Origin of the sequence: Pinibacter aurantiacus, assembly GCF_019130065.1 — a bacterium.
Lineage (GTDB): Bacteria > Bacteroidota > Bacteroidia > Chitinophagales > Chitinophagaceae > Pinibacter > Pinibacter aurantiacus.
In genome coordinates, this window is record NZ_JAHSPG010000018.1 from 588,982 (window position 1) to 603,160 (window position 14,179).

At 41.6% G+C, this 14,179-nt stretch carries 6 protein-coding genes; 2 read left to right on the forward strand and 4 right to left on the reverse strand.

Annotated features, from left to right (window positions below):
- Window position 1: 1 nt before the first annotated feature.
- The 4 genes from KTO63_RS25835 to KTO63_RS25850 all read right to left on the reverse strand — a co-directional run bounded on the left by KTO63_RS25835 (window position 2) and on the right by KTO63_RS25850 (window position 11,476).
- A complete protein-coding gene (locus KTO63_RS25835) occupies window positions 2-4,432 on the reverse strand; it encodes a DUF6443 domain-containing protein (protein WP_217795155.1) in 4,431 nt (1,476 codons plus the stop codon).
- Between the two features lie 118 nt (window positions 4,433-4,550).
- The gene (locus tag KTO63_RS25840; RefSeq protein WP_217795157.1) at window positions 4,551-8,963 is read right to left on the reverse strand and encodes a DUF5977 domain-containing protein; all 4,413 of its coding nucleotides are present in this window, start codon (window positions 8,961-8,963) and stop codon (window positions 4,551-4,553) included.
- Between the two features lie 52 nt (window positions 8,964-9,015).
- The gene (locus KTO63_RS25845) at window positions 9,016-9,978 is read right to left on the reverse strand and encodes a hypothetical protein (RefSeq protein ID WP_217795159.1); all 963 of its coding nucleotides are present in this window, start codon (window positions 9,976-9,978) and stop codon (window positions 9,016-9,018) included.
- Between the two features lie 40 nt (window positions 9,979-10,018).
- Complete coding sequence (locus tag KTO63_RS25850; protein WP_217795161.1) at window positions 10,019-11,476, reverse strand: hypothetical protein; 1,458 nt, start codon at window positions 11,474-11,476, stop codon at window positions 10,019-10,021.
- Window positions 11,477-11,923: 447 nt separating this feature from the next.
- Here KTO63_RS25850 and KTO63_RS25855 point away from each other — a divergent pair, with 447 nt between their 5' ends.
- Both KTO63_RS25855 and KTO63_RS25860 read left to right on the forward strand, forming a co-directional pair.
- Complete coding sequence (locus KTO63_RS25855; RefSeq protein ID WP_217795163.1) at window positions 11,924-12,508, forward strand: RNA polymerase sigma factor; 585 nt, start codon at window positions 11,924-11,926, stop codon at window positions 12,506-12,508.
- Window positions 12,509-12,913: 405 nt separating this feature from the next.
- Entirely contained in the window at window positions 12,914-14,074 is a 1,161-nt protein-coding gene (locus KTO63_RS25860; RefSeq protein WP_217795165.1) for a FecR family protein, read from the forward strand.
- Window positions 14,075-14,179 lie beyond the last annotated feature (105 nt).

Sequence of the window (14,179 nt, forward strand, 5' to 3'; positions counted from 1 at the left end):
ATTATTTTGGAATTGCTTTAAGTGGACCAATTGGATCTTGTGTGTATTTAAAATGCCAAATAGTATTTGTTGGCTCATCGTAAAGTACTTCAAGATTATATAATTTTCCATTTTTCGACATCTCTATATAATGCATTAGAGCTTGTGAGCCCTTAGGATCAACTAATCCTTCTGAGCCACTTATCGCTTGCTCTAATATCTGGACTGGAACAGTTCTTCCCGGTTCCATCATATGTCTGCCCGCACTTCCTCCAAAATTAAACAGGGCCTCTCCTTCACCCAGATTTTCAACCGCTCCGAGTGCATTCACGCCACCAGCAATACCAACGGCAGGCGGCATTCCCGTTGTTGGAACCAGTCCTCCCAAATAACCGTTCGTTCCAACGTAATGGCTACCATATGTTCTTTGTATAAAATGCCCCCAAAATGGACTCATTGGCGGCATCACCTGCCCATGAGCGAAATCCAACTTCGAGTAGACTTCCAGCATTCTCTGTTGTTCTTTCAATGCCTCCCTCTGGCCATCTATATGGCATTTCATGCTCTCGATCTCAGTGCCTACTCTTGATAAATAATCGGCTAGTTCAGCTTTCTTGGATGAAGTTGGTGTTACTGTAACTCCAGCGAGATAAGTCGCATTAGCAAAACTTGTCGGCTCATATTTTTGGCCATTGATTACCGTATCTCCCAACGGATCTGCATAGAAAACCGGATTATCTTGCATTGCTGCATAGCTGCTAATGCTCATACCAAGTCTCGGGTCCTGCTGCCAGAATCTACCAGTTTGAGGATCAAGACTTCGATAATAAGCATCATACATGTTTATATCAAAATCATTGTTCTGTTCTATTCCGTTGTACTTATACTTATTCTCAGCACCTCCAAAACTTGCAGCCTTCGAGCTTATCCCTGCCATTGTTAAGCCGTAAGGATAATAGTGATTCTCCTCTAATATCCTTCCTCTTTCCTGGCTCACCTGAAAGTTATCAAAATAAACTAAATTATTGCTTTCATTGTTTACATACACATAAGCCCAACCATTCTTTGCAGCTTCTTTATTGCTCAACACTCTTTGATCCTTACTGCCTTTAACCCCTATTTGACTAAAGCCACTGTTTTGTGACACGTAGTTAAACTGCTCGTCAAAAAAGAGTACATTCAAATAAGCTTTAGGATTTTCACTTGCGTTTGTGTTGTTTTGATCATTTAGTAAATTACCAATAAATCCTGCGGCAGTCAGGCCGTTTGTTATCGCAGTTCCTGTGCCTTTTAGTACCGCTCCGGCAGCACCATTGTCTATTAAGTTTCCTAAGCTTCCGAGTGCACTGTTTAAACCGTTGGCGTTGCTGTTGTCTGTCACAACATCCGGTGTATAGTAATCGACTTTTGCGTTAATCTTATCGCCCGCCATTACTTTTATCAACTTACCAACTCCAACGCTTTGCGTTGTCTTTCTTAACAGCTGCACTTGTTTACCATTGGTGGCCTCATCTCCAAATGCCGGTGGCCTTGCTGTTACCCCCACATCTGCCTTGTCATAATAGTTCTGTTCGTAGGTTTTGTTGGCATCTTCAAATGTTATAGGATTGTAACCATTTGTTTGTTGCTCATCGGTAAGCACCATTCTCACGTTGCCAAGATAATCTCTCAGGAAGTAATCGAAGGTGAAGTTTTGAGTATTGAGTTGTGGGTTTCGAGTAATGCGGATGCGGCCTTCTTCGTGGGCAATGAATTGCAATGTATCGTTTTGAAAGACTGCACCGTCGAGATACAAAGTCGTTTTCACCATTGTCCCTTCAGTTACAATCTTTTTCAGTTTATTGCCGGCTGCGTCATACACGTATTCCACTGTACCTTTCGCAGTCTTTATCTTTTGCGGCAGGTTCAAATGATTGTACACAATACCCTTTGCATTGATACTCTTGTTTAGATCCTGTGTAAGGTTACCATTGTCATCATAGTCATAATCCTTCCCGCTTTTTGCATTGTACTTAAAATCACCCAGTGAACTATTGGCATCATTTTTTGCGTCTATTACCTCCAGAAGTTTGTTAGTGCCAGGTATATAATGATAAGCTAACTTGTCTATAAAGTCTGACGAAGTTCCTTTCAGCCCCATCTGGTTCATCGTAATGATGTTGCCATTAGCATCATAGCTGAGATTGCTTACAGAGTAATTCACTTTGCCGTTATTATCAAAGTTGCTCCCCGTGTACTGACCAAACGCTGCACCTGTTAAGCGACTCACAGCATCATAAGTAAAATCATATTTACGCAGTTCTCCACTTCCTTTGGTTTTCCAAATGGTTCCGGCAATATTACCGTTGAACTGCGCGGTGTAGCTTTCTGATGGTATAATCGTGTTGGTTTTATCATAGCCGAGATCATAGCCAAAGTAGTTGGCTGTACTGTTAGCATTTTTTATATAGTCGCGGTTGGCACCCAATAGCCAGCCGCGAATGTTGTAGTCATAGGTGAGGCTTTCAAGCCCGGTATTGCTATTATATTCTGGCGCTAATGTTTCTTTTTTTAATTGCCCCAGGGCATCATATTCATTCTGCACAATAATCTTTTCTGCATCGACCACACCGGCTTTAGTCACTTTCTTTTTAACGCTCGCCACTCGTCCAAGATCGTCGTAGGCATGCGTTGTTAAGAGTTCTATACTTTGGGCATTGGCGCCGCCTTTGTCTATTTTTTGCAAGCTGCGCAACGGTTTGCCTGCCCAATTGTATTGTGCAGTCACCACATCTTTGCCGCCAGTGGCATTGAGGCTTTGCACTTGTATCAGCCTGCCTTTATCGTCGTACAAATTTGCATTGCTGATAAATTGATCTGTGCCGAGCACACGGGTGCGCGTCCAGGTAACAAACCCCTTTGTTTTATCGCTTGCTTTTATTTCCTGGGCATAATCCGGAGCAGTATTGTAACTGCCTATAAAGCCAGTGTTTGTGTAAGGCAATACAGATGCCGTTAAGCCTGTTGGCAGCTCCGAATAATCGTCGTAATGGATTTGAGTAAGCACATCAAGTGTGGTGGCTGGTGGCAATGGGTTGCAGCTTATATTAGCCTTGATGGCCGTTGTGGTTCCGCCACTGCCAACGGTTCCAGCAGCAACAATCTCTGCTACAAATTCATCAGCACTGGTAAAGTTGTCATCTAAAACAATGCTGTTGGTTGCCTGTTTGTCTCCGGATACCCCTGGAGTATTTAGCACGAGATCGGCAGATACAGGTACAGTAGTTGTTCCCGTTTGTATTTGCAGCGGTGTTTCTGTTTGCGTTTGTGTCTGTGTTTTTACCAACGCTTGTAAAGAAGCGAATGAGCCTGTGTAATTGATGAACCCTGTAAGCAACGGGCGATTGAGGACATCGTATAATATTGCCTGCCATTTGCTGTCTTTGCGCATATTGGCATCCTGTGTCATTACCAACCTCTCTCTTTCATCGTATATCATGTACACTTCTACCGCACCTGGTGCTTTCTTCATGATCATGCGATTACGCGCATCGTACTCGTAGCGGAAGCATTGTTCGTTGAGGATTGTGGTAGTCAGTTGATAGTTGCTGGTTATTAACGCGTTTACGCCTTCGGGCTGAATGATGCATCGAAGATTGTTAAGCCGGTCATAGATGTAATATGTATAAATCCACCCATGGCCGTTGATCCCTGCGCCCTCATCTGCGGTACCCGTGTACTGTACTTTCGTCAATACAACATGCCCTTTTTTGTCTTTAAATGTTATCGTTTGTTTACCGCTTTCATCAACTGTTACATTTTTAAAAAGTTCATTAGCGTTGTATTGGTTTGTGCCGGAATAAGTACCAAAGGTTCCTGTATTGTTTGTTGCATTGGTTACTTCCCATATTCTTACACTGTCTGCTGTTGTGTTGAACCAATATTTCACTTCAACTCCTTTATCATTGCCTACCCAACTGTTGCCCGGAGCCAACAGCTTTTGGACACGGTTAAGAGGGGAGGCTTCAAAATTTGTTTGACTGTAGTAAAACGTTTCTCCCTGACCTGAAAGTAGGGTGTTGTAAAAGCTTTTTTGCTCTGTAAACGGATCGTGTTTTAAGCTACCGTCAGTCCCCGTTGAAACATATGGCAGGTATTTCAAACTCTCCTTTCCAAATGCATCATAACAAACTGGCACAACAACATCCTGCGCGGGATTGCCGGTTACCTGCGACCCTTGCTTTACAACTGCCTGTAGCGGACGTCCCAAGCCATCGGCATATTGTGTAGTCTGTACTACTTCATTCGGTTTGCGATTGATATCTACCACGTCTAAGGTATTTTTATACGGCTGCTGAGACGTCCAGGTGCGAATGAAATTTATAGGAATGGTTGTTCCATAAGGCCCAGGCTGGGCGCTAAGAAAAAGAGGACCCGCTAAAAAAGCGAGAAAAAGTATGATAAAGTATTTCATTTTTCGGCGTAATTTTTAAGTATCCAGGAGTCTGGAAAATTCAATTCATTGAGCTTAGTTGAATTCGATGAACTGCTGAGAGAATCGTCAAATTGGTTTCTCTTAGCAATGACAATTATCAATACTGGTTGTAGTAAAATTTATCATTATAACCATTGTCTATGTACATATCTGGCAAGGTCATCCATTCGTCAGAATCTTTTGCGAACCATGTGTGGTCGGTAGATACTTCATAAGAATGCCCCGAATTCCACTCGTTTCCAATTTTAACACTATACCCGCCGGGTGGCACATATCCCAACTGCTGATCAGTGCCATAGTAACTCGCTTTAAAGTAATAAACCTGGCCTGTTTCTATGTTGGTTAATGTAAGGTAAACCACTGGATCTGGCGGATGCACCTCATTGCCAGTAGTACGATTATAGTAAGCGGCATAAAAGTGTTGATTATAATACTCCTCTAAGCTCCCAACCTGAGTAGGGTTCAGGTGGCTTGTAAAATATACGGGCACACCTCCATCTCCAAGGTCATACCAGGAAATTATCTGCTGGGCAAAAGCCTGTGCCTGGCAATTAGCATCTGCCTGAGATATAGTTGATGTAAACTCAATCCCATAATCTGGATAACCAATATATTTACCCTCGCCTGAAGAAGAATAATACATGCCACTTAAGTCTTCACTAACATACGCACATGGCAATGTAGCATTGGCATATGCCTGCGCGTTCTCATCGATATCCTGCTGAGCCTTGGCATCAGCGTCGGCCTTAGAAACAGTGGAACTGTATTTTTGTGCCGGCACTTCATAAACTACATACGAAGATTGCTGACCGGGGGCGCAATTATTGCGATAGGAGTATACCGCCTTGGCCCCGTTATACCACAAGCAGTCGCCCTTTATGTTGGCGTATGCCTGCCCATTTCTGTCTATATCGTTTTGAGCCTGCCAATCGGCATCTTCCTGTGAAATATTGGAGCCGTAGGTCCTCGCTGGTACTGTATAGGTGATTGCAGACGGAGTACCACCTACTGCACAAGTGCTGTTGCGAGTAAAGGACTTGTTTTTAACGATATTGTACCATTTATAATTACTGTTACCATTACTATTCTGCCCATTATAGCTATAAGATATTTTCTTTATAATATTTTTGTCTTTGTCTTTTATGCACACGAGTCTTTCAAAACTGTCATATTCGTAGTAAGTAGTGTTACCATTGATATCAGTTTCACTGGTCACACCTGTCAATGGACTATAAGTATAGGTTTTTACTATCGCACCGGGTATATTACGCAGGTTATTCAACTGTGCACGAATGACATCGTCGTCTCCTTTTCCAGTTGCTCCGTCGAGCACGCTTTGAGAGATATACCCTTTTGCCACATCATAGGTTGTGTTTACAATTTTGGCTACAGGATAGAGTGAATTGTAACCCCACAAAAACACTTCTTTGTTGCCGTCGGAGGTCTGTTGTTCCAACACATGCCCATAGGTGTCATAGCGGTTGTATTGTATTTTAGTTTGTAGGGCTTCACTGTTTGCGGAAGCTTTCACCTGATCAGGAAGCACGAGCTCACCTTTCTGCCTGTAACTGTTTTGTACTGTGCCTAACAACGTTTCTGCTCCATTCTTTGTCTCGTACGTTTTTTGTACGAGTACCGGAGCAAGTATATGTTTAGTGACCATTGCCTGGGATATGGCATCTGTCATATCCTGCGGATATTTGAACCGCGTTGTTTGGATGCTGCCATCACTCGAGATTGATGCTGTTTTGGTAATATAAGTGTGGGCAGGGTTTTCATAATAAAAAGTGGTTCTACTTTGACTTTTGCTAATGGCACTATCTTGCAACACCTGCTCATAAAGATATGGGTAGCCACCAGGCATACCTCCATCATCAGCATCAGGCTTAACTATCGTGGGATCATAATCTCCTATATAAAATTCTTCTTTCTCTTTTAGTAAAAAAGTCTGGTTGGTAATAAGAGAATATTTACCCGGCGTGATATCCAAATCACAACGTGGTTGATAATTGGGCAGGTAAACATTTTTATATGGATTAAATCCAAGCCATTGATTTCCTATGTTATTATTGTTTTCTATGTTAATATGGCTTACATACTGATCAGGAAAAGCACCTGTCAATGTTGAAGAACTTAAATAAACGGGCGCCTTTTTAAGTTGCTCAATAAAATGCTCTGTATTTCTGGAACCATCTGGTGTGAAGTATTGGTGCATCCCTTGTAAAAAATAATATGTACTAGATCTGTTGCCTAAACCGCCACCCTGATCCTGGCCATACGAATATTGATTGCGGGTAACTTTTACAATCTTGCCAGAGGCATTATAATCGACCGTGGCCAAAAGTGCATGATCATACACAGGATTGTGCTCGTACTCCCGTACTGCTTCGCCTCCTACGGCGAGGTAATTAAATCCTGTATAAGATTTGTCAGGATGAACTTCTTCCACATAATGATACAGAACACCATTATTGCTATTATCATCATAAAGGGTGCCTTCATAAACAGGCTGAGAAAAAATGTGCATATCCGTGCCCAGTGGATGATAGTATGGTAGAGCAAACGACTTTTTGTTCCATTCAGTTAATCTTCCAGTGCTTCGCAAAAAGGAAGAGGCTGACACGGTTGGGAAATTATACCGGTAAGAAGTTTTAAGGGACTTAGCAGCAACCCCATCATTCACTTCAATGCTTTTGATCCGTATGCCGCCAATTGGTATGTTTTGATCGAGATCAGAGTTGTATATCTCATTGCCTTCATATTCCAGCGTTATTTTTTCTCCCTTATTGGAAGAAATTGACTTTAAGCTTCCCACCATCGCTGACTGCCCATCCGGCGTTCGGTCTGAGTATTGGTGATTGACGGGATCGCCGAATGCAACCCTGCCGCCATCATAGTCATAGCGATACAAATTGTAAGTGGCCGCGTCATCAAAAATGTGAAGAGTTCCCGGACTATTGTCTTTGCGATTTACTGTATAATACGGATCAGCAGGAAGTAATGTGCCATTTGGTTTTCCGTTATAATATCCCCAATAATCTTGGCCATAACCAACCATATACGGCGCCATTTCATAATAATCAAATTGGTATGTCATTTCTTCTACACCCGCTGCATTTAATATGTGAAGTTGTTTTAATTGGCCATAGTAATCAAGGTCAAAAATCACAGACCTCACGATGTCACCCGTTGCTGTTGTGTAATCAATTTTGTTGCAGACATAAACCGAATCGGCCATATATTGCCACAGGGGGATCGGTTTATATTTGAACGCCATTTTACCACCCGGGAAAACAATTTCTTTTAATGGTTTGTTAGCAAAATAACTTAGAGAGGCTCCGTTTTCCACATCATGGTATTTCAGCCTTGTTCCATTATACATCTCCTTCAGCAGGTCCTGTAATTGAAACACTGCGTCATAGTAACTTGATGTCTGTTGCTTTTCAAGACTATAGAAATAATCCATTTGACGCGTGTAAAACTTCATAGTAGACACGTTCATATAGTCATCTAAGAGACCCGGTTTTTGCCAGCTCATATTGCTGCCCATTGTTTCCATAGCTGTCAGGCATCCCTGCATCTGCTGTTGCAACGCATCTATATCGTCAGAATACATTTGTAATTCCCTGGTCTTCTCTGATATTCTTGCATTAAGTTCACCATCCCCGACAGCTACAGGAGGAAGTTGCAGAGGCTGATTATAACCAGTATAGTGAGCCGTTTCGTTATAACTGATGTCTGCGAATTCTTTATCGTATGTAAAAGAGATCTCTCTATTGTTGGCCGTTTTAATTTTTGTGGTTACCCAACTGCTTATGCAATCGACGTTAAAACTTCCCTTGGGCCCTGCTCCGTTAACAGTTGCATTTGATGGAGAAGCTGCATACAACTCATAAATGTTGCCCAGGTTATCTGTCACTGTAAAACTATGCAGCTCAGGATCTGAACATTCAATTTTAATATCTGTTTGCTCCAGCGGGTTCACTTTGAGAGGGTGATCAGAACAACCCCTACATTCGTCGTTACTTTCTAACACAAATTTTACAGTATTACCCCCCAGGTTTAAAGTAAAAATATCCGATTCTGCATCACTGATATTACTGTTTACATTTCTTATATATTCAGTTTCAGTTATTGCTCCGGCGGCATGCTTCCCTGGAGTAATAGGGTCGAGAAGTATTCCATTTTCATCTGGCATACTACCTCTCATGGTGCGGCTGATTGTGCACGCTCCGCTTGAAAGTGCCCAACCATAACCGGCCAGTCCCGGTGACTGGCCCGCTTTTATTCCCTTTGCACTATAACTGAGGCTTACAGGAAGGTGGATATTTTCCTGTGTGATATCGAACAATGGAAGATTGTAACTAAAAGTTCCTGTTGTATAATCTACATTGGAAGCTGGCTTCACTTCCGAAAGTGCTGTGGACATAATACCCGGCTTTATATCCTGCGCCCGGCAAAAGTTAATGTACCACAAGAAAAAAAATAGAACTACCAATTTTGTTTTCATAAGAAACAATTTTTTTCTAAAGGCCTGTCAATTATTTAAATTATGTAAGAATTTACTTCGCGGACTCTTTTACCACTTTAATCTCTTCTTTCAATTGTATGATGTAAAGCATTAGCTCTTCAATTTTTTCCTGCTGTTGTTTTACAATTTCACCAACATCCAAGCCTTGTTTCTCTATCACATCAGCAGAAACCATCCCTGGTAAATGTTTGTTTGTTTTTATATAGGACGACACAGAATCTAAAGATGGAAGTCTATAAGAAGGCTCGAAAACGTAATCTGCCCAGCCCAATTGTGTTACAATTACTTTTTTGGCTCTTACGTTGCCCTTTACAGAAAGCATTTCAGAGGGATACATGGTTCCTATTCCCAAATAGCCGGCATCACTTAACACAAGGCTACCGTTCGGAGCATTCAAACCAAAAATAACGGCATTTGCTTCCCATGCACCTACAGAATTGTAGCGCGCAATCCTCAGAGAATTGTTTTGAAAATTATCAGACCAATAATACATCCCCATTTGCTTTGTAGTAGAAGCTGCCCGCATCAAGAAACCTGAAAAACTCAAACTGCTTTCAAGGTTCATTAGAAATCCGGCACTGCTTTTTATGTGTAAGGGATAACGAGGATCGTCCGTTCCTATGCCAACATCTCCATCAGAATCTTCGGTTAGAATTCTTGACCAGGGTTGCGCAGGATTGTTCGCAACTTTTCGGCAGTAAAAATTTTGATCAAAAAAACTACCCGTAAACTGCATAGCATAGTTATTGGTCTTATCACCATGTCGTACATCCAACAGGTGCCACCACGGCCAGGCACTGTTACCTCCGGTCGGATAACCGACTGGATAATTAACGGGATGAACCGTCTCAAAAAAACCAGACTTCGCGCCTGCGTCTCCTCTTAGGCCTGCATCATCCCTAACTTCCGTTCTCGAACTATCAATTCCCCAAGCCTGCGAATACCCTTCATTAAAAACAATCATTAAGATCAACACGGTCAAAACCTTTTTCATGATAAGTCTATTTTATATTTTATATTTTTATTTTTTGTTCCTACAAACCCACACCCGCTCTAAATTTCAATGGTTGTGATTGCGGCGCTTGCTGCTTCCACAAAAAGTCATATAGCAACTGTACATTGCTAGTACGCTTACCCGTTTTTACTTTTTTGCTAATGCCGAGCAAAGCGCTCTGCTGCCATACGTTCACATTGGAATGCAGTTCTCGAAGACTTTTGAATGACTGCATGTAGTTGTACTCTGCACCTCCGGAAATCCAAAAGGAACCTTTAAGCTTCGCGTCACAAAACACCCCAATGTTTACGCCTTCGCTGCTGAAATGAATATCTTTAAGGGGATGGCCAAAACCCGCTTTGTATGCGGCCTTTATACCCAAAGTACTCTTATCTGAGAGACGGTATCCGAGTGAAAGGCCTAGATCCATTATAGATGGCAGCCATTTACTGCTTCCTCCACTTTGAATGATGATGCCAGGTTCTAATCTTTGTAAGAAAGTTTTGGTCTTTTGTGTTTTCGGCTTGAAGTCTGGTTGTTCGATATCGCTACTGGCACCACCGAGTTTATTCACCTTATCTTTTAATGTATTGAGTTGTTGCTGTGCTGCTTGCATCGATTGGTCCAATGGATTGGCAGCGGCACCAGCTGCACCACTCGGTGTCGGCAATGCGGTTGCGCCTAATCTTTCTTGTAGAATAGATTGCACGCTTGCTCTCGTTTGCAGTCCCGCAATGGCAGCAATGGGATCGCTTGCAGCTGATGCGCCCGCAGAAGGGAACAACTGTGCGAGGTAGCTATTTTTCTGCATGAAAGACTGAAAGGAGGGCAGTTGACGAAGTGTGGCCAGCGCTTTTTCTTCCAGCATTTTTTGATCATGAAAGATATTTTTATATTCTTCTATTTGCTGACGATAGTAGTAAACTTCCTTTTTAAAGTTGGTCAGCTCTTTGGTCATGCCATACTTTTCCAACTGCGAAGTGAGCAGTTCTTTTCTTTGTTTGATGAAAGCTTCAATCTGCTCTGCCGAATACAAGTTGCCTTCCAGCTTTTGCAAATCGCCACTTAACTGTTTTACTTCACCAAGCTTGTTACTGTTCAATACTACACTTTGTTCTAAAAATTTGGAAGCTGTTTGTAAACTGTCCAATCCGGGAATGTAATTGGCTATTCTCTTTCCTTGCAGAGGATTTTTTAATTGCTGCTGCAGCTTATTGTATTGCTCTTGAGTGCCGGCAAACAAGGCAACCGCAGAGCTGTCTTTTGCTACCAGTTTTTTTTGCAGCTTTTTTTCCTGCTTCGCAAATCTTGACAAGGCTTTCGCAAGCTGTTTGTCCATGCGGTCGTTAAGCGCATCGTATTTTTTATCAATTGATAATATTGCTTTGCCAGAGAAATTAAGTACGCTATCAACTTGCGCCCTTGAAAGTAGGGGAGCAGACAAAACGAGCAATAATAAAATGAAAGGTAATTTTTTGTTTACCGGAACTTGCTTCATATAGCATTGTTTTGATTCCGGTAAGTACGAGGCGGGAGGTAACTAGCAACAACAAACGAAATGTTTGCAAAACGAAGGTTACCCGTTTTTGCGAGATCTCAAAATGTATTGAACAAATTCTTTTGAACAGATTCTTTTTAAACAAGTCGCAGACCGAAAATATAAAGTGATAGTATTTGTTGTTTTGTGTTTTATTATTACAAAAAAAAATGCGACCTTTTACAACAGGCTGCTATTAACGACATTGATATTGCAACGCAATGCTTTTAGTTATACCACCAATACTTAAGGACAGGCTTTTTTATTTACGCAAACGTTTGACTAAAATTGTTTAGGTAGAAACCCCTACATTTAGCGGTCGAAATTACATTTGAAGAGCTTGGTGTGACTGACTCCGGCATTTTGTGATAATGTTACACCACTATTTTTTTAGCCAAAACGATTTGCATGTCTAATGAGCTTTTTATTGACGAAAAAGAGCTGCTAACTTGTATAGCCGCAGGAGATGAAGCTGCATTCCGACAGATATTTCATGCTCATTATAATAAGTTGGCCTCTTTTGTACAGAAACTTACAAAATCACACAGCACTACAGAAGAACTTGTGCAGGATGTGTTTGTAAAGGTTTGGCTGAACCGCTCCGAACTCGCTTCCATCGCCAAATTCGAATCATGGATGTATGTTATTGCTCGCAACCATGTGTTTAATCATCTCAAAAAAACTGCACGCGAATACCAGCAACAACAAGCCTGGCTGGAACTGGTGGGAGCAGACAATTTGGAAATTGCCGGCCAGAGTGATGCAGTAGACATGTACTCCTTTATAGAAAAGTCTATAGAAAAATTGCCCCCGCAGCAAAAAAAGATATACTTACTAAAGCGCCAAAACGGCCTCAGGAATGAAGAAATCGCCCAGCAGCTAAACATTTCGATGGAGACGGTGAAGAAACATTTCACACTTGCGCTGCGTTTTATTAAAGATCATGCAAGGCACGGTATTGAAGTGCTTGTTGTGTTTTCTTTGCTTTTTTAAAAAAAAGTCATCTAGCCATTACCACTTTTTTATCACTCCATTGTCTAGTAATATAAAGGACGCTTAGAAACCCTTTTTACAGAATTTTTTCACGATTATATTTTGAAGGAGTTTATCCTTAACGGGTCGTTCGTAGCCATGCATAAATTAACAATACAGTTTAAACACGTCAGGATATTAATGCCCTACGGGCAAAAATTGACAATGCGCTGCTTTCTATTGATATTGTTTCCCTACGGGAATAGTTCCATTGCCCGTAGGGCATAGACGTCAATAGAGAATACAACACGAAGGAAAATATTGTCCGTAGGACATTAACCCGGCATGTACGAAGTTGCTTAAATAAGCGACCTACACCAAATACAGTGATTTTTTTCTGTTTCAAAAATCAACATAAAAATTGCCATGCCCGACGTACGATTGCAATACTTGCTTGAAATTTATTTTAAAGGAACTGCCTCCAACCAGGAGACAATGGAACTCATGCGTATTCTGGAAAAAGAGGAATCCAACGAAGAGCTTCAATCTTTGCTGGACAGCATGTGGAGCCGTTTTGCACCAACAAGTGAAGCCTGGACAGAAGAAAAAAAAGAAGAACAATTTGATGAAGTTTTGCAGAAAATAGGACTTTACCCTATTCCTGTTAAACGAATGAAAACGTGGCATAAAGTAGCCGCAGCAGCAGTGGTAGGAAGCATCGTAGCAACCACGGCTTTTTTTTACACTACCCATCGTACAACCATTCAGCAACCCGAAATTATTGCTGCGAAAAAAACAGTAAATGATATTCCTCCCGGAAAGGACAGGGCATTTTTAACACTACAGGATGGGAAGAAAGTTGACCTGGATAGCTTGCAAAAAAGCAATGCAGGCCTGTACGGTTTTCAAAAAAAGAACGACCATGAAATCGCGTTCAACAACGCATCCTCTCATACTATTACTTACAACACACTTGCTACTCCCAAAGGAGGAAAATATAAACTGATGCTGCCCGATGGAAGCATGGTATGGCTCAATGCGGCCTCTACATTGCGCTTTCCCACTGCATTTCAAGGCGACACAAGGGATGTCACACTTACAGGCGAAGCATACTTTGAAATAGCACAGAATGCCAAACAACCTTTTCACGTGAAAGTGAATGATATGGATGTGCAGGTATTGGGCACAAATTTCAATGTGATGGCCTACGATGATGAAAGCTCTATTAACACGACACTTTTGGAGGGGGCAGTAAAAGTTTCGCAGGGAAACCGTTCAGGCATTCTAAAACCCGGCCAGCTATCTGCCGTAAATAGCGATGGTGCGCTAAAGATCAGCGAAGCAGATATTGAAGAAACAATGGCATGGAAAAATGATCAGTTTGTATTCAAATCATACGATTTTAAAAAGATCATGCGGCAACTGGAACGCTGGTACAACGTAACCGTAGTGTACAAAAGCAAAATACCTGAAGGAAAATATTCTGGCATTATCGGCAGAAACAATAACATTTCACAAGTACTGAATATATTGAAAGCTTCGGGGATTTCATTCAATATTAACGACAACACCATTGTTGTTGAGTAGTTGCAACAATTGTCGTCCGCGTGCAGCACCTAAGCCACACAATAGAAAGAATAGACAACTTCATACATTAACCAAAACCAAAGCTTGCTATATGAAAATGAGAAA

Bases quoted from the DNA above. Each gene is read 5' to 3' on its own strand.
- KTO63_RS25835 (WP_217795155.1), bottom strand. From the start codon at position 4,432: ATGAAATACTTTATCATACTTTTTCTCGCTTTTTTAGCGGGTCCTCTT.
- KTO63_RS25840 (WP_217795157.1), bottom strand. From the start codon at position 8,963: ATGAAAACAAAATTGGTAGTTCTATTTTTTTTCTTGTGGTACATTAAC.
- KTO63_RS25845 (WP_217795159.1), bottom strand. From the start codon at position 9,978: ATGAAAAAGGTTTTGACCGTGTTGATCTTAATGATTGTTTTTAATGAA.
- KTO63_RS25850 (WP_217795161.1), bottom strand. From the start codon at position 11,476: ATGAAGCAAGTTCCGGTAAACAAAAAATTACCTTTCATTTTATTATTG.
- KTO63_RS25855 (WP_217795163.1), top strand. From the start codon at position 11,924: ATGTCTAATGAGCTTTTTATTGACGAAAAAGAGCTGCTAACTTGTATA.
- KTO63_RS25860 (WP_217795165.1), top strand. From the start codon at position 12,914: ATGCCCGACGTACGATTGCAATACTTGCTTGAAATTTATTTTAAAGGA.